At 67.8% G+C, this 23274-nt stretch carries 22 protein-coding genes and 1 pseudogene; 13 read left to right on the top strand and 10 right to left on the bottom strand.

What is annotated here, in order from left to right:
- Nucleotides 1-113: 113 nt before the first annotated feature.
- The gene (locus tag OCU_RS37425; RefSeq protein ID WP_009957172.1) at nucleotides 114-368 is read right to left on the bottom strand and encodes a hypothetical protein; all 255 of its coding nucleotides are present in this window, start codon (nucleotides 366-368) and stop codon (nucleotides 114-116) included.
- 45 nt (nucleotides 369-413) lie between these two features.
- A complete protein-coding gene (locus tag OCU_RS37420) occupies nucleotides 414-1430 on the bottom strand; it encodes a zinc-dependent alcohol dehydrogenase family protein (protein WP_014380128.1) in 1017 nt (338 codons plus the stop codon).
- Nucleotides 1431-1749: 319 nt separating this feature from the next.
- Here OCU_RS37420 and OCU_RS37415 point away from each other — a divergent pair, with 319 nt between their 5' ends.
- Nucleotides 1750-2307: a general stress protein CsbD gene (locus OCU_RS37415; RefSeq protein ID WP_041787066.1), complete on the top strand. Its 558-nt coding sequence runs from the start codon at nucleotides 1750-1752 to the stop codon at nucleotides 2305-2307.
- Nucleotides 2308-2333: 26 nt separating this feature from the next.
- Nucleotides 2334-3008 (top strand): hypothetical protein, encoded by a 675-nt coding sequence (locus OCU_RS37410; protein ID WP_014380126.1) that lies wholly within the window; start codon nucleotides 2334-2336, stop codon nucleotides 3006-3008.
- Nucleotides 3009-3016: 8 nt separating this feature from the next.
- Here OCU_RS37410 and OCU_RS37405 read toward each other — a convergent pair whose 3' ends face one another.
- The 3 genes from OCU_RS37405 to OCU_RS37395 all read right to left on the bottom strand — a co-directional run bounded on the left by OCU_RS37405 (nucleotide 3017) and on the right by OCU_RS37395 (nucleotide 5602).
- Nucleotides 3017-3679: a cutinase family protein gene (locus tag OCU_RS37405; RefSeq protein ID WP_026071609.1), complete on the bottom strand. Its 663-nt coding sequence runs from the start codon at nucleotides 3677-3679 to the stop codon at nucleotides 3017-3019.
- 67 nt (nucleotides 3680-3746) lie between these two features.
- The gene (locus OCU_RS37400) at nucleotides 3747-4520 is read right to left on the bottom strand and encodes an enoyl-CoA hydratase/isomerase family protein (RefSeq protein ID WP_014380125.1); all 774 of its coding nucleotides are present in this window, start codon (nucleotides 4518-4520) and stop codon (nucleotides 3747-3749) included.
- A gap of 59 nt (nucleotides 4521-4579) precedes the next feature.
- A complete protein-coding gene (locus OCU_RS37395; protein WP_014380124.1) occupies nucleotides 4580-5602 on the bottom strand; it encodes a YhjD/YihY/BrkB family envelope integrity protein in 1023 nt (340 codons plus the stop codon).
- Between the two features lie 139 nt (nucleotides 5603-5741).
- Here OCU_RS37395 and hrpA point away from each other — a divergent pair, with 139 nt between their 5' ends.
- The 3 genes from hrpA (at nucleotide 5742) to OCU_RS37380 (ending at nucleotide 12352) form a co-directional block, all read left to right on the top strand.
- Complete coding sequence (gene hrpA, locus OCU_RS37390; protein ID WP_009957164.1) at nucleotides 5742-9659, top strand: ATP-dependent RNA helicase HrpA; 3918 nt, start codon at nucleotides 5742-5744, stop codon at nucleotides 9657-9659.
- A 192-nt stretch (nucleotides 9660-9851) separates the two neighbouring features.
- Nucleotides 9852-11279: an FAD-dependent monooxygenase gene (locus tag OCU_RS37385; RefSeq protein WP_233425198.1), complete on the top strand. Its 1428-nt coding sequence runs from the start codon at nucleotides 9852-9854 to the stop codon at nucleotides 11277-11279.
- 95 nt (nucleotides 11280-11374) lie between these two features.
- On the top strand, nucleotides 11375-12352 hold the full coding sequence (locus OCU_RS37380; RefSeq protein WP_009957162.1) for a DUF1444 domain-containing protein: 978 nt from the start codon (nucleotides 11375-11377) through the stop codon (nucleotides 12350-12352).
- A gap of 4 nt (nucleotides 12353-12356) precedes the next feature.
- On the opposite strand, the gene OCU_RS51400 is transcribed toward OCU_RS37380, so the two are convergent.
- Nucleotides 12357-12527 carry a hypothetical protein gene (locus tag OCU_RS51400; protein ID WP_162832316.1) on the bottom strand — a complete coding sequence of 57 codons (171 nt, stop codon included), beginning with the start codon at nucleotides 12525-12527 and terminating at the stop codon, nucleotides 12357-12359.
- Between the two features lie 142 nt (nucleotides 12528-12669).
- Here OCU_RS51400 and zwf point away from each other — a divergent pair, with 142 nt between their 5' ends.
- Complete coding sequence (gene zwf, locus OCU_RS37375; protein WP_014380122.1) at nucleotides 12670-14169, top strand: glucose-6-phosphate dehydrogenase; 1500 nt, start codon at nucleotides 12670-12672, stop codon at nucleotides 14167-14169.
- Between the two features lie 18 nt (nucleotides 14170-14187).
- Here the strand turns inward: zwf and OCU_RS37370 are convergent, their stop codons facing one another.
- Nucleotides 14188-15111, bottom strand: a complete 924-nt coding sequence (locus OCU_RS37370; protein ID WP_009957159.1) for a class I SAM-dependent methyltransferase — start codon at nucleotides 15109-15111, stop codon at nucleotides 14188-14190.
- A 177-nt stretch (nucleotides 15112-15288) separates the two neighbouring features.
- Here OCU_RS37370 and OCU_RS37365 point away from each other — a divergent pair, with 177 nt between their 5' ends.
- Both OCU_RS37365 and OCU_RS37360 read left to right on the top strand, forming a co-directional pair.
- Nucleotides 15289-16170 carry an HpcH/HpaI aldolase/citrate lyase family protein gene (locus tag OCU_RS37365; RefSeq protein WP_009957158.1) on the top strand — a complete coding sequence of 294 codons (882 nt, stop codon included), beginning with the start codon at nucleotides 15289-15291 and terminating at the stop codon, nucleotides 16168-16170.
- Between the two features lie 82 nt (nucleotides 16171-16252).
- The gene (locus OCU_RS37360; RefSeq protein WP_009957156.1) at nucleotides 16253-17488 is read left to right on the top strand and encodes an osmoprotectant NAGGN system M42 family peptidase; all 1236 of its coding nucleotides are present in this window, start codon (nucleotides 16253-16255) and stop codon (nucleotides 17486-17488) included.
- Here OCU_RS37360 and OCU_RS50485 read toward each other — a convergent pair.
- A pseudogene (locus tag OCU_RS50485) lies at nucleotides 17485-18251 on the bottom strand (class I SAM-dependent methyltransferase). The gene OCU_RS37360 and the pseudogene OCU_RS50485 overlap by 4 nt on opposite strands.
- Nucleotides 18252-18303: 52 nt before the next feature.
- Entirely contained in the window at nucleotides 18304-18987 is a 684-nt protein-coding gene (locus OCU_RS37355) for a GAP family protein (protein WP_008256612.1), read from the bottom strand.
- A gap of 359 nt (nucleotides 18988-19346) precedes the next feature.
- On the opposite strand from OCU_RS37355, the gene OCU_RS37350 reads away from it, so the two are divergent.
- Nucleotides 19347-20108 carry an SDR family NAD(P)-dependent oxidoreductase gene (locus OCU_RS37350; protein WP_008256611.1) on the top strand — a complete coding sequence of 254 codons (762 nt, stop codon included), beginning with the start codon at nucleotides 19347-19349 and terminating at the stop codon, nucleotides 20106-20108.
- 236 nt (nucleotides 20109-20344) lie between these two features.
- Nucleotides 20345-20710 carry a limonene-1,2-epoxide hydrolase family protein gene (locus tag OCU_RS37345; RefSeq protein ID WP_231119642.1) on the top strand — a complete coding sequence of 122 codons (366 nt, stop codon included), beginning with the start codon at nucleotides 20345-20347 and terminating at the stop codon, nucleotides 20708-20710.
- A gap of 30 nt (nucleotides 20711-20740) precedes the next feature.
- Here the strand turns inward: OCU_RS37345 and OCU_RS37340 are convergent, their stop codons facing one another.
- On the bottom strand, nucleotides 20741-21298 hold the full coding sequence (locus OCU_RS37340) for an FKBP-type peptidyl-prolyl cis-trans isomerase (RefSeq protein ID WP_009957154.1): 558 nt from the start codon (nucleotides 21296-21298) through the stop codon (nucleotides 20741-20743).
- A 185-nt stretch (nucleotides 21299-21483) separates the two neighbouring features.
- Here OCU_RS37340 and OCU_RS37335 point away from each other — a divergent pair, with 185 nt between their 5' ends.
- The 3 genes from OCU_RS37335 (at nucleotide 21484) to OCU_RS50480 (ending at nucleotide 23176) form a co-directional block, all read left to right on the top strand.
- A complete protein-coding gene (locus OCU_RS37335) occupies nucleotides 21484-21840 on the top strand; it encodes a type II toxin-antitoxin system prevent-host-death family antitoxin (protein ID WP_008256608.1) in 357 nt (118 codons plus the stop codon).
- A gap of 13 nt (nucleotides 21841-21853) precedes the next feature.
- Nucleotides 21854-22504 carry an AAA family ATPase gene (locus OCU_RS37330; RefSeq protein WP_014380118.1) on the top strand — a complete coding sequence of 217 codons (651 nt, stop codon included), beginning with the start codon at nucleotides 21854-21856 and terminating at the stop codon, nucleotides 22502-22504.
- Nucleotides 22505-22711: 207 nt separating this feature from the next.
- Nucleotides 22712-23176 (top strand): SRPBCC family protein, encoded by a 465-nt coding sequence (locus OCU_RS50480; RefSeq protein ID WP_225331369.1) that lies wholly within the window; start codon nucleotides 22712-22714, stop codon nucleotides 23174-23176.
- The last annotated feature ends 98 nt before the right edge of the window (nucleotides 23177-23274 follow it).

Raw genomic sequence — 23274 nt, 5'->3', positions numbered from 1 at the left:
GGCGATGCCGTCTGCAAGGTGCGGCCGACCGGCGGGTCGGTCACCGAATAGGCTGCGGGCCAAGGCTTTTCGTGCGGTCCGCCGCGTTCATGGAGCCGGAATCGCCGGCGTCGTCAGTTTTCGGAGTTCGGTGTGGGACTTTGCGCGGATTCCCACTTCGCCTCGAGGGACCTCTCCACCGTGGTGCCGGCGGCCAGGTCGAGCTGAAAGGTCTCCCCGCGGTCGCTTTCCAGCGTGACGAGATATCCCGCATCGGTGGGGTCCTTGAACACGACCTTGTAGGGCTGTGCGCCGGAGCCGCGGTCAACGGCGATGATGTCGCCAGGGGTGACGTCGTCGATGCGGTCGTTACCGGAGGCTTTGGACATACCGCCGACCGTAGCCGATGTCCGTCCGCCGCGGCCGGGGCCCGGTCAGGGCTGCAGGAAGGCCTTGATGGCGCGCCGCTCATCCATGGCCCGGTAGGCCTCGGCGACTTGTTCAAGCGGCAGGTGTAGGTCGAAGACCTTGCCCGGATTGATTCGCCCGTCGAGCACCGACTCGATCAGGTCGGGCAGGAAGTGCCGGACCGGGGCGGGGCCGCCGCGGAGCCCGACCTGACTCCTGAAGAGTTGCTCGCCGGTGATGCTGACGTCGTGGGGGACTCCCACGAACCCGACGAAGGCGCCTGGGCGGGCGGATTGGATGGCTTGCTGCATGGATTGGCCGGTACCCACGCATTCGAGCACGGCGTCGGCGCCGACGCCTTCGGTCATGTCCTTGATGACGGCTACACCGTCGTCGCCGCGCTCGGTGACGATGTCGGTGGCGCCGAACTCGCGCGCCAGCTTCTGCCGGGGCTCGTGGCGGCTCATCGCGATGATCCGCTCGGCGCCCTTTTCGCGGGCGGCGAGCACCGCGCACAAGCCGACCGCGCCGTCCCCCACGACGGCCACCGTCATGCCGGGAGCGACGTTGGCCGCTTCGGAGGCAAACCATCCGGTCCCCATCACGTCCGACAGGGTCAGCAGGTCCGGAATCGATTCGTGGTCGGGTTGGTCGGGGAGGGCGACCAGGCTGCCGTCCGCCCACGGGATGCGGATCACCTCCGCCTGGCAACCGCTCATCAGTACGCCGTGCACACACGACGTTTGAACTCCGTTGCGGCAGTTCGGGCAGGTGCCGTCGGAAGCGAAGAAGGATCCGATGACGAACTGGCCGGGCTTGACCGAGGTGACCTCGCTGCCAACGGCTTCGACGACGCCGCAGTATTCGTGACCGAACGGCTTGGGCTCGGGAACGGGGTTGATGCCGCGGTAATCCCAGAGATCCGAGCCGCACACGCACGTGGCGGTGGTGCGGACGATGGCGTCGGTGGGGGCGACGATCTCGGGGTCCGCGATGTCCTCGAAACGGACGTCGCCGGCGCCGTAAATGACGGCTCCTCGCATGATGCCTTCCCTCCCGTGCCAGCCGGCCCTACCCAAATCGATGGGTTTCAACCGCGCCTCGACGCCATTTGACGTGCCCATCCGTCGAGTCGGACGCGACGGCCCTGCCGGCAAGAGTATCGCCCTGCCGCTCTTTCGCGCATGGCAAGGCGCCTCCGCCACGAACGATGTTGCGGCAGTTGTTATTTCACGCCCGCCGACCGCGGCGATGACGTCCTGGCGATCAGTGACGCGGTTCACGTCGTGTTTGAGCGACCGAGTCCGTGGAATCCCCCTGCGTGAACGAACGTTCTTGGCCAACGCCGCAAGGAGAATTTCGATGAGTAAGCACGACAAGGCAGACGAGGCGCGTAGGGGCCTGATCGATTCGGTCAAGGGCAAAGCCAAAGAGGTCGTCGGCGCCGTGACGGGCAATGATTCGCTGACCGCCGAAGGACAGCTCGAGCAAACCCAGGCGCACGAGCGCAAAGAAGCGAACGCAACCGAGGCCGTCGCCGAGGCCCAGGCCAAGCAAGCGCGGGATGACGCGGCCGAAGCCAAGGCGGATGGCGCCCGACAGCGCCTGGCGGCGAACGCCAGCGCGGTGGCTACGGAGGATTCGATCGAAGCCCGACAAGCCGCGCAGAAGCGCGCGGCCGAGCGCGCGGCGCAGCAGACCGCCGCAACGGAACAAACGCGGGCTGAGCTCGACGCACAACAGCAGATCCAACGGGCCAAGGCCGACGAACGCAAGGAAATCGGTGACGCGACGGAGGACGTCGTCGATGCCGCCGCGCAGCATCAAACCTCGGTGCAGGTGGCCGCCAACGAAAAGGCGGAGGCCGATCGCCTTCGCCACCATGCCCAGAACGTGTCCGACGAAGCCGACCTGCCCTGAGGGCGGGCCACGTACAGGAGAAAACGATGAAAATATCCGACGCCCCGTTGGCGGTTCTGCGGTTTCACTACCAACTCGCCCGGTTCCCGCTGCAGTTGATCGAAGATCGGGTCGTTACCCGAATCCCAGCGGAAGCGCGTGCGCGGCTGCTCTATGAGCGCTCGCTCGGGATGCTTGACAGCACTGTCGGGAATGCGCTCGGCGATCCCCGGCTGGTCGAGCGGGGGACGGCGCTCGTGGAACGCAGCGACGCGCTCGGGCGTGCCGCACAGCTGGACGCGACGGCGGCGACCAGGAAAAAGCAGGCCGACGCGGAGTTGGCGGGTGCTCGTGACGAGGCGATCGAGGAACGCCAGCAAGCGCAGGCGGCAACAGCTCAGGAGATCGCGGAGGCCCGCAACGCCGCCGGGGACCGCAAGCGGCAGGCGGCACAGTCGGCGCAGAAGGCGAGCGCCTCGGCAAAGCAGCGCGTCGACGAGGCGGCCGCCAAGCAGAAGGACGCCGTCGAATCGGCAAAACGACAGGTGGAGAACAGGACTCAGGCCGCCGAGCGGGCCGCGTCCAAGGCTTCCGCCGCCAAACTCGATGAGGCCGAGGACAAGCTAGGCGAGGCCGCCGACAAGCGCGCCGAAGCGGATCGCGTCGCGGATTTGGCGGCCGCCGAAAAGCAAGAACGCCAAGAGCGGCGCGCGAACGACTAGAACCTGCCTCAGACGCGCGGCGCGGCTTGGTTGACCTTGTCGGCCGCGAACGTCGCGGCCTGGGCCGTCATCCCGGCGTCGATGTAGGAGACGTGCGCGATGATGTTGCCGCCACCCGAGCAGATCGGGTCGTCGGGGGCGCACAGGCTGATGGTCTTGGCGCCGTACGCCGGGTTGATCGTGGGGAGCGGCTGGCCGCCCCACAACATGGTGGAGAAGCCGCTGGACGGCTCGCCGAAGAGGGCGACGGCGGCGACGTGGTCGGCCGCCGAGGCGGGCAGCGCGTTGGTGGCGAGGTCGATCACCGTCGAGCCCTGCGAGTACCCGCCGAGCACGATCCGGGAGTTCGGGCAGCTGGCCACGGTGTCCTGGATGTGGGTGGCCGCGTCGTCCGCGCCGGCGTTCGCGCTGTTGTGGTAGTCGTCGTTGGCCGGGTAGTTGACGGCGTAGACGTCGACGGATCGCCCGCCGAGCTGCGACGTGAGCGAGTCGACGAACGCCTGGCCGATGTTGCCGAGGCCGGGCTCCTGGTGGGTGCCGCGGGCGAAGACCACCGAGACGTCCGAGCATGGATCGGCGGCGGCGGTCGGAGCGCCGATGGGTGCATTCAGCAGCGCCCACGCCGTCACAGTCGAGATACCAACGAAGCGAGCAAGTCTGCGTGCATTCATCCCCGAATCCTGACACATGCGCCACGACGACGGTGGCGGTGGCCGGTTCGGCGCCATCCGCGGCACGTCAACGGCCACGCCACTGCGGCTTGCGCTTCTCGCTCCAGGCCCGGATACCCTCGGCCACGTCTTCGGTCGCGCCGGCCACCTTGCGCATCGTCTCGCCGAAGCGCACCGACTCGATCCAGCCCATGTCCGCGGTCCGCCAGGCCACCTCCTTGGTCGCCCGCTGGGCCAACGGTGCGGCCTCGGTGAGGGTGCGGGCCCAGGCCTGCGCCTCGGCCTGCAGTCGGTCGGGCTCGACGAGCTTCCAGACCAGGCCGACCTCTTTGGCCCGCTGGGCGCTCATCGGCTTGCCGGTCAACAGCAGTTCCATGGCGTTGGCCCAGCCCACCCGCTGCGGCAGCCGGATCGCCCCGACGATGGTGGGCACCCCGATCGAGACCTCGGGGAAACAGAACGTGGCCTCGGTACTGGCGATGACGAAGTCACAGAACAACACCCCGGTCACCCCGTAGCCGATGCAGGGACCGTGCACGGCGGCGATCGTCGGCTTGAACAGTTCCATGCCTGATTCGAACGAGTTGATGGTCGGTTTCTCCCAGAAGGTGCCGCCGAACGTGCCGACGGAGCCTTCGCCGTCCTTGAGGTCGCCGCCCGCGCAGAACACGCTGCCGTTGGCTGTCAGGATCCCGACCCAGGCGTCCAGGTCGTCGCGGAAACGATCCCATGCGGCGTTGAGGTCCTGGCGCAGCGCGCCGTTGATGGCGTTGCGCGCCTCGGGGCGATTCAGCGTGATGGTGGCGACGTGATCTTGCAGCTCATAGGTGACCAGACTCATGCCTGCAGAGTATTGCGCCGGGCGTGACGACCCACCGATAAGCCGGGCGCGAACCTACCTCACGGCGTGCGGGAGCGGCGAGGGTCGTCGGAAACTCCGAGGCGCCCAACGGCTTTCGCGGAGAGACGCCTGACGTCATCGAACCGCACGCTGACACGCTCGAAGGCCTTGACGCGTTCGGCTTTGACTTTCTTGGTGTAGGTCCTGCGGTCGGCCGGCGTGAGGTCCGCGTCGTCGCTGAACGCGCTGAGCAGGGCGCGCGGGTACAGCTTTTCCACCAAGACGACGTTGACCTCGGCGCACAACACCAGCGCCACCGAGGCGAGGAACAGAAAGGCCAACGCCCCCAACACCAGTGCGAACACACTGTTGGTGGCGCTGGCCCGTTTCACGGTGTGCGCGACATAGCCCGCCCCGAACCACTGCAGCATCTGCCAGATGAACGCCGCGGCGACCGCCCCGGGCAACACCTGCCGGTACGTCAGTGCCCGCGCGGTTGTCACGCGAAAAGCCACCAGGCAGATCAACGCGTTGATCACGACTGCGGCGAGCGCGAGGCCGGCGGTTTCGAGAATGCCGACGGCGCCGGCGGCGTGACCGACCGCGGCCAACACGGTGGCCGCGATGGCCGCCGAGCCGAGCACCAACAGCAACAGCAAGCTGCGCAGGCGTGACCGAATGGGGTTGGGCCGCTTGTGTTTCGGCACCGCCCAGACGGAATCCATCGCGTTCTGCAGCGCCTGTCCCACACCCAGACCGCCGTATAGCGCTCCGAGCAGGCCCACGATCACGCCGACGGCGCCTCCGCTGAGCCCCTCGGGGTGGTGCAACTGGCTGCCCAGGACCGGGAATTGGCTCAGCGTGCTGTGCAGCACCTGTGCCTGCAGATCGGGCCGGCCGGCCAGCACGACCCCGAGCGCGGTGGTCAACAGCAGCAGCAGCGGAAACAAGGACACCAGCGCGTAGTAGGTGATCAGCGCGGCGAGGTAGCCGCCCTGATCGTCGTTGTATTTGTAGATGACGGCGACGATCACGCCCACGGTTCGATTCCGTCGCTGCAGCTCGTCTAACCAACCGACCATCGCCGATCACGTCCCCCGCACAAGCCCGCACCCCGTTCGATGCGCTCGCCAGGTCATACCCGAATTGGGCCGCCGTCAACCGCGGTGGGCGCACCGGGGCTTGGGACGCCACCGGCGGCGGGTGCCTATTCTGTGCGGGGTGGCCGAACCGTCTGCAGCGCAGTTGCGCAACCAACTCGACGGCCTGACGTTGCGCGACGCCGCCCGCATCGGCAGGCGCCTGATGAACCTCCGCGCCGCCACGCCCGAGAAGCTGCGGCGGCTCGCCGACGAGATCGCGGCGGCGCGGCCGCTCGTCGCGGCCCGCCAGGCCGCCGTCCCGACGATCACCTACCCCGACCTGCCGGTCAGCGCACGGCGGCAGGAAATCGCCGACGCGATCCGCGGGAATCAGGTGGTGGTGATCGCCGGGGAGACCGGGTCGGGCAAAACCACGCAGCTGCCCAAGATCTGCCTGGAGGCGGGTCGCGGCATCCGCGGAACCATCGGGCATACCCAGCCCCGCCGGCTGGCCGCGCGCACCGTCGCCCAGCGCATCGCCGACGAGCTGGCAAGCCCGCTGGGCGAGGCCGTCGGCTACAGCGTGCGGTTCACCGACCGGGTCGGCGACCGCACCCTGATCAAGCTGATGACCGACGGAATCTTGCTCGCCGAGATCCAGCGCGACCGCCGCCTGCTGCGCTACGACACCCTGATCCTCGACGAGGCACACGAGCGCAGCCTCAACATCGATTTTCTGCTCGGCTATCTGCGCGAGTTGTTGCCGCGCCGGCCCGATTTGAGGGTGATCGTCACCTCGGCGACCATCGAGCCGCAGCGCTTCGCCGCGCATTTCGAGAATGCGCCGATCATCGAGGTGTCCGGGCGGACCTATCCGGTCGAGGTGCGTTACCGGCCGCTGGAGGTCGCCGTGCCTTCCGCATCCACGGACGATCCCGACGATCCGGACCACGAGATCGTCCGCACCGAGACCCGCGACGAGATCGAGGCGATCGTCGACGCCATCCGTGAACTCGAAGCCGAGCCGCCCGGCGACGTCCTCGTCTTTCTCTCGGGTGAGCGCGAGATCCGTGACACCGCAGATGCTTTGACGTTTTTGACGAACGGCCCGGGCCACACCGAAGTGCTTCCGCTGTATGCCCGGCTGCCCACCGCCGAGCAACAAAAGGTGTTCGCGCCGCATACCGGGCGTCGCGTCGTGCTGGCGACCAACGTCGCCGAGACGTCGTTGACCGTGCCGGGAATCCGCTACGTCATCGACCCTGGCAACGCCCGGATTTCGCGCTACAGTCGCCGCCTGAAGGTGCAGCGGCTGCCGATCGAGCCCATCTCGCAGGCCTCCGCCGCCCAACGGGCCGGCCGGTGCGGCCGGGTCGCGCCCGGCGTGTGCATCCGGTTGTACTCCGAGCAGGACTTCGCGGCCCGGCCGCGCTACACCGAGCCCGAGATCCTGCGGACGAACCTCGCCGCCGTACTGCTGCAGATGGCGGCGCTGCAAATCGGCGATATCGAAAAGTTCCCGTTCCTCGATCCGCCGGACCGGCGCAGCGTCCGCGACGGCGTCCAGCTGCTGGTCGAGCTCGGCGCGTTCGACGGCCGGGGCGCGATCACCGAGCTCGGCCGCCGCCTTGCCCGGCTGCCGGTCGACCCACGGCTGGGCCGGATGATCCTGCAGGCCGAGACCGAAGGATGCGTGCGGGAGATGCTGGTTTTGGCCGCGGCGCTGAGCATCCCGGACCCGCGGGAACGGCCGAGCGATCGCGAGGAAGCCGCCCGCGAAAAGCACGCCCGCTTCGCCGACGAACACTCCGACTTCATGTCGTACCTCAACCTGTGGCACTATCTCCGCGGACAACGGAAGTCGTTATCCGGCAGCGCGTTTCGACGGATGTGCCGATCCGAATTCCTGCACTACCTGCGCATCCGCGAGTGGCAGGACCTGGTCGGCCAGCTACGCAGCATCGCCGGCGACCTGGGCATCGTCGAAGACACCGCCGGCGAGCCCGCCGATCCGGCCCGCGTGCACGCGGCGCTGGTCGCCGGGTTGCTGTCGCATGTGGGCATGCGCCGCGAGGACACGCGCGAGTACCTGGGAGCGCGTAACGCGAACTTCGTGCTGGCGCCCGGCTCGGTGCTCACCAAACGGCCGCCGCGCTGGGTCGTCGTGGCGGAGTTGGTCGAGACCAGCCGGCTGTATGGGCGCACGGCCGCGCGCATCCAGCCGGAGGTGGTCGAGCGGGTGGCCGGCGACCTGGTGCAGCGCACCTACAGCGAGCCGCATTGGGACGCCAAGCGCGGCGAGGTGATGGCCTACGAGCGGGTGACGCTGTATGGCCTGCCGCTGGTGGCGCGCCGCCGCGTCGGATACGCCCGCATCGAGCCGGTGGTGGCGCGCGAGCTGTTCATCCGGCACGCCCTGGTCGAAGGGGAGTGGCAGACCCGGCATCACTTCTTTCGCGACAACGCCCGGCTGCGCGCCGAGCTCGAGGAGCTGGAGGAGCGTGCCCGCCGCCGCGACCTGCTGGTCGGCGACGACGACGTCTACGCGCTCTACGACGCCCGCGTTCCCACCGAGGTGGTCTCGGCGCGGCATTTCGACGCGTGGTGGAAACGCCAGCGGCACAAGACACCCGACCTGCTGACGTTCACCCGCGCCGACCTGCTGCGCACCGACGACAACGCCGGCACCGATCGGCCCACCACGTGGCGGACGGGCGACGCCGCGCTGCCGCTGACCTACCGGTTCGAGCCGGGGGCCGCCGACGACGGGGTCACGGTGCATGTCCCGATCGACGTGCTGGCGCGCCTGGGGGGTGACGAGTTCGCCTGGCAGGTACCCGCGCTGCGCGAGGAACTGGTCACCGCGCTCATCCGCTCACTGCCGAAAGACCTGCGCCGCAACTTCGTTCCCGCCCCCGACACGGCACGCGCGGTGCTGGCCGCAATCGAGCCGGCCGCCGAGCCGCTGCTGTCGGCGTTGCAGCGCGAATTGCGCCGTCGCACCGGTGTTTTGGTGCCCGTCGAGGCGTTCGACCTGGACAAGCTGCCGCCGCACCTGCGGGTGACGTTCGCGGTGGAGTCCCCTGACGGCGCCGAGGTCGCCCGCGGCAAGGATCTGCAGGAGCTGCAGGAACGACTCACGACGCCGGCCCGCCGCGCGGTGGCGCACGCGGTCGCGGGCGAGCTCGAGCGCACCGGGTTGCGCGACTGGCCCGACGATCTCGACGAACTGCCGCGCGTCATCGAACGCGCCGTGCAGGGGCGCACCGTGCGAGGCTTTCCGGCGTTCGTCGACACCGGCGGCGCCGTCGACCTACGCGTGTTGGCGACGCCGGACGAACAGCACCGGGCGATCGGTCCCGGCCTTCGGCGATTGGTCCGGCTCAGCGTTGCGTCCCCGGTGAAAGCCATTGCGCGACAACTTGACCCGCGCACCCGTCTGACGCTCGGCACCAACCCCGACGGCGACCTGTCCGCGCTGCTGGAGGACTGTGCCGACGCCGCGGCCGACACCCTCATGCCGACGCCGGTGTGGACGCGGGGGGAGTTCGTCGCGTTGCAAGAACGCCTGGGAAAGACCTTGGCGCCCACGGCCGCCGAGATTGCGCGCGCGGTCGAGCGGGTACTCGCCGCCGCCCACGACGTGCGACTCCTGCTGCCCACCAACCCGCCGCCCGCGCACTCCGAGGCGATCGCGGACGTGCGCGCCCAGCTCGACCGGCTCTTGCCGCCGGGCTTCGTCACCGCGACCGGCCGGGCGCACCTCGCCGATCTCACCCGCTATCTGCTCGCGATCCGTCGCCGGCTCGACGGGCTGGCGCGCGGCGCCCAGGCCGACCGGGAGCGGATGGACCGGGTGCACGCCGTGCAGGACGCCTACGACGAACTGCTGCGTGAGCTGCCACGAACGGCGAGGACGGACCCCGACGTCCTCGATATCGCCCGCCAGATCGAGGAACTCAGGGTGAGCCTGTGGGCCCAGCAGCTCGGCACGCCGCGCCCGGTCAGCGAGCAGCGGATCTACCGCGCCATGGACGCTGTGCGCGATCGTCGCTGAATGTTTTTCCCCGCCACTTTCAACCTATAGCGCATCCCGGGGCTTGCCGCAAGACCCGGGTGATGTCGCAAAATCGCTGTCCGAAACCAAAATTCGGGAGAGCGCGGGGGTATCGACGTGGTTGTTTCGCAGAGCTCGGGCGGGAAGGTCGAGCATGCGGTGCTCATCGCCGGAGGTGGCCCCACGGGGCTGATGCTCGCCGGCGAATTGGGTTTGGCCGGCGTCGACGTCGCGATCGTCGAGCGGCGCGCCAACCAGGATTTGATCGGATCGCGCGCCGGGGGTCTGCACGCTCGCACCATCGAAGTCCTCGATCAGCGCGGCATCGCCGATCGATTCTTGTCGCAGGGACAGGTGGCGCAGGTGGCGGGTTTCGCCCAGATTCGGCTGGACATCAGCGACTTTCCCACCCGCCACCCGTACGGACTGGGGCTGTGGCAGAACCAGATCGAACGAATCCTGGCCGAGTGGGTCGGCGAACTCGGCGTGCGCATCTATCGCGGCACAGAGGTGGCCACCCTCGCCCAGGACGACAACGGCGTCGACGTCGGCCTGTCCGATGGCCGGGTGATGCGGGCGGGCTATCTCGTCGGGTGCGACGGCGGACGCAGCGTGGTCCGCAAGGCAGCCGGCATCGAATTTCCGGGGTGGGATGCCACGACGAGCTATCTGCTCGCCGAGGCGGACATGGACTACGAAGATGACCAGCCGCCGCCGTGGGGTATCCGCCGCGACGCGCTCGGAGTCCACGCCCTGTCCACCACCGAGGAGGGCGGGCCGGTGCGAATCATGGTCACCGAGAAGCGCCTCCGGAACTCCGGCGAACCCACGGTGCACGATGCGAGCCGGGCGCTCGTCGCCGTCTACGGGACGGATTACGGAATCCACAGTCCCCGTTGGATTTCCCGCTTCACCGATGCCGCCCGGCAGGCCGCGTCCTATCGCGTCCGACGGGTGCTGGTCGCCGGCGACGCCGCGCACGTCCATCACCCGGTCGGCGGGCAGGGTCTGAACACCGGCGTCCAGGATGCCGTGAATCTGGGATGGAAGCTGGCCCAGGTGGTCAACAACACGTCACGCGACAGCCTCCTCGACACCTATCACGCCGAACGGCACCCGATCGCCGCGCGGGTGCTGCGCAACTCGATCGCGCAGCTGGCGCTCCTTCGCGCGGACGACGGCACCGAGGCGCTGCGAGAAACGATGGGCGAGCTGCTGGGCATGGAGGAGCCTCGCAAACGGTTCGCCGCGATGATGTCCGGGCTGGGCATCCGCTACGACCTCGGGGAGGGGCACCCGCTGCTGGGGCGCCGCATGCCCGACCTGGACCTGATCACCGCTGACGGTCCGCTGCGGGTGTTTGCCCTCCTGCGGGACGGCCGGCCCGTTCTGCTCAACTTCGGCTCGGCCGGGCGCATCGACATCGCGTCGTGGGCGGGACGGGTGCGTGTGGTCGACGCGAAACACGAAGGGGATTGGGAACTTCCGGCACTGGGGACGGTGTGCGCCCCAACGGCGGTGTTGATCCGTCCGGACGGATATGTTGCCTGGACCGGTGAGGGAACCGACCCGGCGCTGCGTGATGCCCTCACCGCCTGGTTCGGGCCACCGGCCGGGTGATTGGCGCCGGTCGCGGGCCACCGTCGGGTGACTTGTTTTGGGGGGCGCACGGTGTATCGTGCGTGTTCCCTGATCATGAGCAGGAAGCACGCACCGTGGACATGGCAAGCGACCAATCGTCGACACCGCCGCTGGATTGGGGCGAAGCCCAACCCCTGCTGAGGCCGGTGCTGCGGCCGCAAAGCTACGCCAATCAGCTGGTCAACAACGGGGCACAGCCCTGGGTCCGTCCGGTGTTCCCGCACATCAACGAGATGGTCGTCGTGGACCTTCCCACGGTTCGGGCCATGGTGACGCCGGCCGAAACCGGCGCCTGGGGCATTACCGGCGACCAGGCGTTCGCGGTGGCCCGGGAGAATCTGACCGCGCGTCAGCAGGTCTTCACACCGGGCGAGAAGTATCTGTTGAAGGACGCCGACGGTGCCAGCTATGTCGACTCGATGATTCTGGCCACCGGGTGGCTGGGTTCGCTGGCGGTAGCGGGCGGCCCACGACCGCTGGTGTTCTTCCCCGGGGACGGGTCGCTGGTGCTGGGCACCGACGCCCCCGACCAGGTGGCCGAACTCTTCGAGGTCGCCGAGCAGCTGTACCTCGAGGCCGAACAACCCGTCTCGCCGCAGGGCTACACCATTGCGGGCGCCATCATCGTGCCGTTCGATCAGGCCGGCCCGCACCCGCTGCGCGGGTACGGCCTGGCGGCTCGAAGCCTCTTGGCCGCAAGGGAATACCAACACCAGACCGACTACCTGCGGCAGCATTACGAGCGCGAACTGTTCCCGCAATACGTCGGCGAGGCCCAGGTGATCGACACGCCGTGGGGGCGGCGCACCACGACGGTGTGGGGGCAGGGCCCGGCCTGGGAGCTGCCCCACACCGATTACGTGACGTTCCTCGTCGGCGACCCGTCGAACGTGTCGGACAAGTTCACCGTGCCGTTCGCCACGGTCGTCGACGTGGTGGGCATCCTGCCCGTCGCGGGGATCACCCCGGCGCGATACCGAGCCAACGAGTGGCCGGCACCGGAAACGCTGGCGACGCTGAAGGCTCACGCCATAGATCTGCCGAGCGGATGACTCGCTAGTCCGGCGGCTCGTTGTCCGAGCCTCGGACGGCGGCATGCTCCCGGTCGCTGGGCTTACCGGGGACGTCTTCGGCTTCGCGGTCCCCGGCGACCTTCTCCTCGAGCCGATCGACGATGTTCTCCAGCTCCTGAGCGCGGCTCAATGGGTCTTTATCGGGCTTTGTCATGTCGCTTTCCGTTGGCTTGGTGGGGCGGCGAACCCCGATGCCGGGGGCCGCCGCTATCCCATACCCGATCGAGCGACCGCTAACCGGCCGCAACCGGAGAACAGGGGCGACAGAGCGTCGCGGCGGTGGAAGTATCGCAGGAGTGGCCACCGCAAAACCTCAGACCATCTCGTACCCCGCGCCCGACGCACGCCCGCGTCGCCACCACCCCGATCCGTTGGACCCCCACGTCATCGTCCTGTTCGGCGCGACGGGGGATCTGGCCAAGCGAAAGCTCATCCCCGGCCTGGCCTACTTGGACCAGTCCGAGCTGGCGCCCAACATTCAGATCGTCGCCACCTCACTGGAAGACTTGACCGACGACGAATTTCGCGAGCTCGCCAAGAACGCGATCGATTCATTCGGGACACACAAGCTCACACCCGACCAATGGGCGAACTTCGCGAGGATCATGACCTACGTCCCGCAGGGCGCCGGACCCGAAGCGCTGGCCACCGCCGTGGCGGACGCCGAAGCCAACCTGGGCCCCAACGCCCGGCGGCTGCATTACCTGTCGGTGCCGCCCAAGGCGGCGCGCGCGGTGATCACCATGCTGCGCGACGCGAAATTGGTCGACCGCTCACGGGTCGTGATGGAGAAACCATTCGGCACCGATCTGGCCAGCGCGGTGGCGCTCAACGACTTCGTGCACGAAACCTTCGAGGAATCCCAGATTTTCCGCATCGACCACTTCTTGGGCAAAGAGGCCGCCCAGAACATCTTGGCGTTCCGCTTCGCCAACGGGCTGTTCGAACCGATCTGGAACCGCAACTTCATCGACCACATCCAAATCGATATCCCCGAGGCACTGGGCCTGGATCAACGAGCGAGCTTCTATGAAGAGACCGGCGCATACAAGGACATGGTGGTCACCCACTTGTTCCAGGTGATGGCGTTCGTGGTGATGGAGCCGCCGACCGCGCTCGAACCCTTTGCCATCAGCGAAGAGAAGAACAAGGTCTTCCGGTCGATGCTGCCGGTCAAGCCCTCGAATGTGGTGCGCGGCCAGTACCAGGGATACCGCGACGAAGCCGGGGTGGCAAGGGATTCCGACACCGAGACGTTCATCGCCCTCCGGGTCGGCATCGACAACTGGAGGTGGGCCGGGGTGCCCATCTACCTGCGGACCGGCAAGAAGATGGCCGAGGGCATCCGCATCATCTCCATCGCGTTCAAGGAGGCCCCGCGCACGATGTTCCCACCCGGATCCGGGGTGGGAACCCAGGGTCCCGATCACCTCACGTTCGACCTCGCCGACAACTCGAAGGTGTCTTTGTCGTTCTATGGCAAGCGGCCCGGCCCCGGCATGAAGCTGGACAAGCTGTCCATGCAATTCTCCTCGCAGGAGATCGAGACGGTCGTCGATGTGCTGGAGGCCTACGAACGGCTCATCCTCGACGCGATGCGGGGCGACCACACCCTGTTCAATACCGCGGAAGGCATCGAATCCTTATGGGAGCGTTCGGAAGAGCTCCTCACCGATCCACCTGCGGTCAAGCTGTACCAGCCGGGAACCTGGGGGCCCAACGCCATTCACCAGTTGATCGCGCCGAACGCCTGGCGGTTGCCGTTCGAGCGGGAGTGGCGCCACGCCAGGCCCTGACGCGGGCGCCGGATCAACTCAGCTCAGCTCGGCGCTGAGGTAACTGATGGCGTGACGGAATCGCTTGAGGATTTCGTTGTCGGGCATCGCGAAACCGTAGTCGGCATACACCTGTTCGGTGGGGTGGCGCGTGACGTTCCAGCCGGTCGTGGACAGGTGCTCGGCGGCCGGACGGCGCTCCCCGAGCCAGACGAGTTCGGCGACGTCGATGTCGAGGCCGTGCTGGCGCCAGTTGTTGCGCATCGCCCGGGCCCGCTCGTCGGTGAACACGCTCATGTCGGTGATGTTCTCGGTGGCCAGCCGGCTACCCGGGGCGCTGAGCGCGGTGATGTTGTCCAGCAACCTGTCTTGGGCTTCCGGCGGTAGGTAGGGCAGTAGGCCCTCGGCGATCCAGGCGGTTGGAGAGTCGGCGTCGAAACCGCTGCCGCGCAAGGCGGTTGGCCAATCATCGCGCAGATCGATGGCGACGGTGCGGCGCTCGGCGGTCGGTTCCGCGCCGATCTGGGCGAGCGTGTCGGTCTTGAACGAGATGACCTCGGGCTGGTCGACCTCGAAAACCACGGTGCCCGCAGGCCACGACAACCGGTAGGCCCGGGCGTCGAGCCCGGCGGCCAAAATGACGGCCTGGCGTGCGCCGGCCGCCGTCGCGGCGCGGAAGAAATCGTCGAAGAACCTGGTCCGCACCGTCATCTGCTCGCGCCGCTGCTGCAGTGTCATCGGCGAGTCGTCGGTGTCGAGCGGGATCTGGCCGTCCAGCATCCGGACGAAGAAGGGATGTCCGACCGCCCGCACCAGCGGCTCGGCGAACCTGTCGTCGAGCAGCGGGTCCGGCTCGCGAGACGCCAACGCCCGGGAGGCCGCCACCATCGTCGCGGTCGCCCCCACGCTGGAGGCCAGGTCCCAGCTATCGCCCTCGCTTCGTGCCGAATCGATCGATGACATCCGTGTTTCCCTTCCAGGATCCGGCCGCCGCGCCGGCCGATTGGGCCGTGGGGCGGCCGCCACCCGCGACTACACCACCGCTACCGAAGGGTACTTTCTGCTATGCCGCGGTCACCACGCGCCACATGCAGGTGACTCCTTTCCCGCACGACTAGACGACAGGAAGCGAATCACGCTATGGCACCGACCCTGCGCCCGCGCCGCTCCGCCCTGTACTTGCCCGGCAACAAGCCCCGGGCGCTGGAGAAGGCCAAATCGCTGCCGGCGGATGTGCTGATATTCGACCTCGAAGACGCCGTGGGGCCCGACGCGAAGGCCGAATCGCGTGCGACGGTGTGCGAGGCCGTCTCGTCGGACAGCTACCGGCCCCGCGAGGTCGTGGTGCGCATCAACGGATTGGACACCAACTGGCACAGCGACGACTTGGCCGCGGTGGCCGGATCGGCCGCCGACGGGGTGCTGGTGCCGAAAGTCGAGACGGGCCAACAGGTTCGGGCGCTGGCCGACGCGCTCGACGCGCTGGGGGCACCGAAGTCGTTGCAGCTGTGGGTGATGATCGAAACGCCCCGGGCGTTTCTGAGGGCCGAGGAGGTCGCGTCGGCCAGCGAGCGCCTGGCCGGTTTGGTGGTCGGCACCAACGATCTCGTCAACGAGCTGCACGGCCTGCACGTCCCCGGGCGCGCGCCCGTCGTCCCCGCGCTGGGCATGGCCCTGCTGGGCGCGAGGGCGGCCGGAAAAATCATTCTGGATGGCGTGTTCAACGACATCACGGATGAGGGCGGATTCCGGGCCGAGGCGCAGCACGGCCGCGAAATGGGATTCGACGGCAAGACCCTGATCCATCCGTCACAGATCGCCCCGGCGAACGAGCTGTTCGGCCCATCGCAGAAGGAGCTCGACGACGCCCGCAAGGTCGTATCGGCCTACGAGGAGGCGCGGGCCGCGGGCACCAGCGTCATCACGGTCGATGGCCGCATGATCGAGAGCCTGCACGTGCGCGACGCCCAGCGGATTCTCGCCCTGGCCGATTTGATCGCGGAGATGGAAACCGCTTCCTAGCTCGGATTAGGCCGGGCAGAGCGATCGGGGTCGGCCACACGGTAGGTTGTACGCGATTCCCGACGACTCGAGAGGAGACAAGGTGGGCGAGACCGCGGCCATGGCCGAGGCCGACCGCACGTGGATGATCGACACGCTGCTCGCACTGCTGCAGACCCCGAGTCCGTCGGGGCGCACGGATGCCGTGATGCAGGTGATCGGCGACATCCTCGACGACTTCGGCGTGCCGTTCACGCTGACGCGGCGCGGGGCGCTGACCGCGGAGCTCCCGGGGGAGTCGGCGACCACCGACCGGGCGCTGGTGGTTCATTCGGACACCATCGGCTGCATGGTCCGCGACCTCAAGGACAACGGCCGCCTGGGACTGGTCCCGGTCGGCACCTTCTCGGCCCGGTTCGCCGCGGGAGCCCGCGTGCGCATCTTCATCGACGACCCCGACGAGTTCATCACCGGCACGGTCATGCCGCTCAAGTCCAGCGGACATGCGTTCGGCGACGAGATCGACACCCAACCCACCGACTGGGACCACGTCGAGGTTCGGATCGACCGCAAGGTGTCCTCGCGCGAGGACCTGCTTCGCCTCGGCCTGCAAATCGGCGACTTCGTCGCGTTGATCACCAGCCCCGAGCTCACCGCCGACGGCTTCATCGTCTCCCGCCACCTGGACGGAAAGGCGGGCGTCGCGATCGCGCTCGCGCTGGCCAAGAACTTCTCCGAGAACAAGGTGGTGCTGCCGCACCGCACCACGATCATGGTCACCATCACCGAGGAGGTCGGCCACGGGGCCAGCCACGGGCTGCCCGCCGACGTCGCCGAATTGGTGTCGGTGGACAACGCGGTGTGCGCGCCCGGGCAGCACTCGCTCGAGGACGGCGTGACGATCCCGATGGCCGATATGCACGGGCCCTTCGACTACCACCTGACCCGCAAGCTCTGCCGCCTCGCCCAGGAGCGGGGAATCCCGTTCGCGCGCGACATCTTTCGCTACTACCGTTCCGACGCCGCCGCGGCGATCGAGGCGGGCGCGAACACCCGCGCCGCGCTCGTCGGCTTCGGTCTCGACGGCAGCCACGGCTGGGAGCGCACCCACATCGATTCGCTCGAAGCCGCCTACAACCTGCTGCATGCATGGCTGCAGACGCCGTTGACGTTCGCCAAGTGGGACGCCAAGCCGACGGGCAGTCTGCGCGACTTTCCGTCGTCGAAGCAGCCCGCGCCCAGCGAGCGGTGGGTGCCGCTGTCTCGCGGCGATTACGAAAGCCCGGGCGAGGCGTCGCCCGGCACGCCGTGGCCGCCGTCGGAGGGACCCCAGGCCTAACAGCCGCGGGGCATCCGGTCGGCGCGCCAGCAGCGGGACTGCATGGGGACGTCGATCGAATCAGCCGCGGGGAAGCGCTCACGCAACACAGCGCGGGCGTTGGCCAGCCGGCGTTCGCGGTCGTCGGGAGACGCGGTGATGATCTGCTGTAGGTGCCCACCATCCCGATGACGTCGTCGAGCCTCATCGTGCGCACGAAGGTGAACGCCTCGCGGGCCACCTGGTGGAAGATCTGCGGATCGGGGAGTGTGACGTTTTCGTGGAGCTGGCGGAAGCGTTCGGGGGCATCCGCCTCAGTCCTTTCGTCGCCGGGCAGCAGGTCGAGGTCGCGGACCCAGTCCACGTCGCGATCGCGACTGGTCCAAATCAGGCCGAAGCGCCCGCCGTCGCGAAGCACCCGCCCGATTTCCGGAACCGCCCGTTCGGGATCCATCCAGTGCCACGCCGCCGAGACGAACACGGCGTCCGCGGCACGGTCGGGGAGTGGGATCGACTCACCGCTGCCCTCGAGGACGCGGACGCCGGGGGAGCGCTCGGCCAGCACCGCGCGCATCCGGGCGTCGGGCTCGACGGCGATGACCTGTGCCGCCCTGCCGATGAGCGTGCGGGTGAACAGCCCCGTCCCCGCGCCCACGTCGACGGCCACCTCGCACTCCGATGGCATCAACCAGTCCACCGCCTGCCGCGGGGCCTGCGGACGCAGCCCGTCGTAGTTTTCGGCGATCGATCCGAACGACATTGCGCGCGCTTGACGATCAGTCACACGCGACAACGTAATCCAGCTCGCTATGCAGAACGTGAGAAAGGATCGCGCGTCACCAGAGGGCGCTGTGATTGACGAGCGCATCGGCGATGAGGCCGACCCCGAAAACGAGAAACAGAAGCCGCACCGACATGGGGCCGTAGCGGGTGAGCGCGCGCACCAGTCCCCGCTGAATGCGCGCGGCCCGCACCGTTCGTCTCATCGACAGCGCAAGGATCGCCAGCGGCGGCGACACCGCGATTGCGCAGTAGGTGATGATGACCAGCGGCCAGAGCGGGGGCCGGGGATGCAACGCGGCCAGCATGGCCAGCCCCGTGAGGTAGGGCACCGCGGTCGGCGCTTGTCCGCTTCCCACCGCCAGCCCGAGGAATCCGAGCAGCCACGGACGTTTGCGCATGGCCGCCATCGCCCAGCCGGGCGCCGACGATTGTGCGGTCAGCGGGAAGTATGCCAAGCCGATCAGCACGATCCCCAACAGCAATTCGCCACGAAACCGGATGGCCGGCGTGATGTGAAAATCGAACGCCTCGGTGATGAAGCTGATACCCAGCACCGTGCACAGGCCGAAGGTGGTCGTCACGGCGAACACGCCCGCGACGAAGCTCAAGGCGCCCGGGATGGGGGAGCGGCGACCGAGCCGGCTGTCGAAGATGACCGCCGAGACGACGCCCACGTTGAGGACGTTCAGCGAATCGAGAAACGCCAGCCCCGCCAGGGCAAGAATCAGAGCTGCCACGCGCCTGTACCGGCTCTAGCGTGCGGATTCGCCGGGTGCTCGGAAGCGGCTGGGCACTGACCACGGCGACACGATCAAAGCGGCGATCATGCTGCAGACAATACGGTCAGACCGGAGCGCTCACGCAGGGGGCGATGGCGCCAGCGCGGGCGATCCGCGGCATGATCGAGGCGTCGACGAAGCGGCTGACGCATCCACACAGCCACAGCACATCGAATCCGGAGGCGCGCCACCGATGAACACGCTGACACCGCAGGGGCTGCACGAATACCTCATCGGGTTTGCTGGAAATGACCCGGCTTCCAAACGAACTCGGGCATAGACCGCCGACACCGCCGCGCCGACACCGGGAGAACTGAATGGGATTGCTCGACCGCAAGACCGCCGTCGTGACCGGCGCCAATTCGGGGATCGGGCTGGCCACCGCCGAGCGATTCCTCGCCGAAGGTGCCGAACGGGTGTTCATCACGGGCCGGCGTCAGACCGAACTCGATACCGCGGCAAGCAAATTGGGACCGAGGGCAACCGCCGTGGCCGGCGATGTCGGCGTTCCGGAGGACTTGGATCGGCTCTATGGGGAGGTCGAGTCCGCCGGCCGGGGCCTCGACATCGTCATGGCCAACGCGGGGGTGACCCGGGTTGCGCGGCTGGGGGAGATCACCGACGATGACCTCGACGCGCTGCTGACCACCAACGTCAAGGGGGTCGTGCACACCGTCCAAAAAGCGCTGCCCCTGCTCAACGACGGCGCCTCGGTCATCCTGACGGGCTCCACCACCGCCGACCGCGGCCGCGCCGGGCTGAGCATCTACGCCGCCACCAAGGCTGCCGTCCGATCACTGGCCCGCGCCTGGGCCAACGAGCTCGCCGACCGCAACATCCGGGTCAACGTCATCGTCTCTGGGTCCACCGCCACCCCGGGCAGCGATAGACTGGCCGCGCAAACCGACCCGGAAGCGTCGATCGAAGAGTTCCGCGCCGGCCGCATCGCGACCATTCCATTGGGTCGCTTCGCCGATCCCATCGAGATCGCCAATGCCGCGGTCTTTTTGGCGAGCGATCTGTCCAGCTTCACCACGGGATCCACGGTTACCGCCGACGGTGGATTCAACCAAGTCTGACGCAGAACGCGCGGCTGCCACGGCAGTACCCACCACAGCGTGGAGCTAAGCGCTTCGTATACCTGCGCGAATCGCGCGAAGCGCGGACGCCGACGGGCGCGGCCCTCTACAGTTCGACGAATGACGAACACCCGCACTGGCACTTAAGGGAAAACGCGATGTCGAAAAGTGTTGCGACCAAAAACGACAACGAGAAGATCGTGGTCGACTTTATACATGCCGCTTACGGCGAGAGCATGGACATCGACGCGATGACCGCGCTCATGGCCGAGGACTTCGTGTGGCAACTCCACGTTCCGCTGTCCCCGGTCGTGCGGGGACGCGACGCGGCGCGCGCAGAACTCGAGAAGCACAACACGCTGTCGACCGGCATGGTCGAGGGGAGCGAGATCCGCACGATCGTGTCCGACGGCGACACCGTCGTCGTCGAACGAGTCGACGTGAACTCTATGAATGGCGTGGCCGTCACGTTTTATGTCACAGCCATTTTCGAGGTTCGCGACGGTGCGATCGCTCATTGGCGAGAGTATTGGGACACCGCCCACGTCGCGCAGCAACTCGGCATCGATCCCGCGCTGATGTTCGCCCCGCTGACGAATTAGTCGCCGGCGCAGGGTGTTTGGCGGGCGGAGCTAGCCCGATGTGCTGAGGATCTTGATCGCGAAAACCAGCGTGTCACCCGGGCGGATTCCGGCGCTGGGCTGACCTTCGGGGTAGCCATCCGCGGGGACCATCGCGACGGCGACGGTGGACCCCACCTTTTGTCCCGCGATGGCCTTTTGGAAGCCCGGCACGACGCCCGTGAGCGGGAAGTCGACGGGGGCGCCGCGTTGGTAGCTGCTGTCGAACACCGACCCGTCACGACCATTGACACCCATGTAGCAGACGGAGACCTTCGCGGTGCTCGAGACCACGGGTCCATCTCCGGCGCGCAGCGTATGCACCTGCGTCTGGGTCACGGCGAACGGTGCCGTCACGGTCACCCGCGGGGCCGTCGTGTCGGTGGACCCGGTGACGGCGACGCTCCCCGTGTTCCCGGCGAGGGTCCAGTCAGGCGTTCCACCATTCTGCGGTGCCGCGGTTGGGCACGAGTCGGCCGCGTTGGCCGTGCCCGATCCAGCGAGCAGGAGAGCGGTTGCCGCGGCGCCGGCCGCGAGCGCCACAGACGAATACATCCGGAACGAGTTCACGGCCGTCACGCTACAGCGACGCATCGCGCGCCTTGCTGGTAGCTCATCTGTAGCGACTGCGCTGCGCAATTTTTTCGATGAGTGCCCGAACGATAAGGCAGAGGTTCTCGGCGCAAAATAGGCCATTCGTACAAAATGGACAAAGCAGCTAGAATGGCTAAGGTGCAGACCAAGGAGGGAGCGCCATGTCCACCGTCTCGTTCCGCAACCGCGACGGCAAGCTCGTCGATGTCCCCTCGGTGACCGCCAGCCGCCTCAAAAATGAGTTCGGCACAGTCTTCGATGAGGCCGCGGTCAGCGGGGCGGTGGTGATCACCAAGCACAACACCCCCAGGGCAGTGCTGCTGTCGTACGCCGAATTCGAGGCCCTGGCCGCAACGGCGGCACCCGCCCTCGACGACCTCAGTGCACGCTTCGACGAACTGCTGGCGACCATGCAGACGCCGAAGGCCAAAGCCGGGGTCGCCGCCGCGTTCGACGCCACACCGGAAGAGCTGGGCGCCGCCGCGGTGAAGGCGGCACGCACCGCGCCGCTGCGCTGATCCGGCGCGGCCCATGGCTCGCACGACGACACCGGCGCAGATACACGTGTTGGCGGGCGTCAACGGCGTCGGCAAGAGCAGCGTCGTGGGCGCGACGATCCGCGACAAGGGCGGTGAGTACTACAACCCGGACGAGGCCGCGCGAGAGATCATGGCGGCCAACCCCGGATTGGGCCAGGCCGAGGCCAACGCCGCGGCGTGGGAACAGGGCCGAAAGATGCTGCAGCGGGCGATCGATCAACGCCTCGACTTCACCTTCGAGACCACGCTCGGCGGCACCACGATGCCGGCACTGCTGGCCGAGGCCGCCAAGCGCGGACTCGAGGTCCATGTTTTCTATGTCGGCCTCGACAGCGCCGATACCTGCATCGAGCGGGTCCGCCAACGGGTCCGCGCCGGCGGGCATGACATTTCCGACGCCGACGTCCGTCGCCGTTACCGCCACAGCCTGATCAATCTCGTGAAACTACTGCCGGTGCTCACCGGGTTGCGGATGTATGACAACTCGGCGAGCGCCGATCCCGCCGAGGGGCAGGCGCCGAAGCCGGTCTTGGTGTTGCACATGGACCGCGGCCGCATCGTCGGGCCGTCCGACTTGAGCTCCACACCGGCTTGGGCCAAGCCGGTCGTCGCGGCGGCGTTGGAGCTCGCGCAGGGATCGTAAGCGGGAGTCTGGATCTCGGAACCGCAAATTGTTCTCGATTTGCCAGCACGGTCTTGACCCCGTCGCCCGCCTCGGTTCGATAATGCTCGTACCTCGAGGGAAAGGCCCGCATTGACATCGATGGCAACCGTGACGATCGCGATGCGCGCGGTCAGCCCTTTGCGCAGCAGCTCCGGTGGCCCGCGAACCTACCGGTCGGAATGATCGATGGGCGCAATGCGGACGGTAAGCCGGCGTCGGACCATCGCCGCGCCGATCGACGCGGTGTTCGACTGGCTCATTAACGGAAACAATTGGAGTGACATACCGGGGATGTTTTACTCCCGCGTTCGCCCGGTCGATGGGCCAGAGCCTTTTGGAGTCGGCTCAATTCGTGAATTCGCCAGCTCGGGTTCGAAAGTCACCGAAGTGGTCACGGCGTTCGAACGGCCACACTCGATTAGCTACCAAGCCCTGTCAACCGTGCCGCCAGCGCAACACAGCGGTGGCTCGGTGACGTTGCAGGAGGTGCCGGGAGGCACCGAAGTTCTATGGACAACAAGCTTCCGCCTCAAAAGCCCCGTCCTCGCTGGCTTATTCACCCGGCTCTATGCGCCCTTAATCGGATTGGGAATCCGCATGGTCCTGCGAACAGCAGAGCGGGCTTTGACCAGCGACCAAGCGAACACCTGACGCACCAGTGCCGCAACAACATTGGGCGCGCACGGCGCACCAGCGCCGCCGCGGCCGCCATGGAGGCCGACGACGGACCCTCCCGCGACTCGCTGGTC

It is taken from the genome of Mycobacterium intracellulare ATCC 13950 (assembly GCF_000277125.1).
Classification (GTDB): domain Bacteria; phylum Actinomycetota; class Actinomycetes; order Mycobacteriales; family Mycobacteriaceae; genus Mycobacterium; species Mycobacterium intracellulare.
Note: the sequence above shows the minus strand (reverse complement) of the source record. Positions and strands in the feature narration are given on the sequence as shown.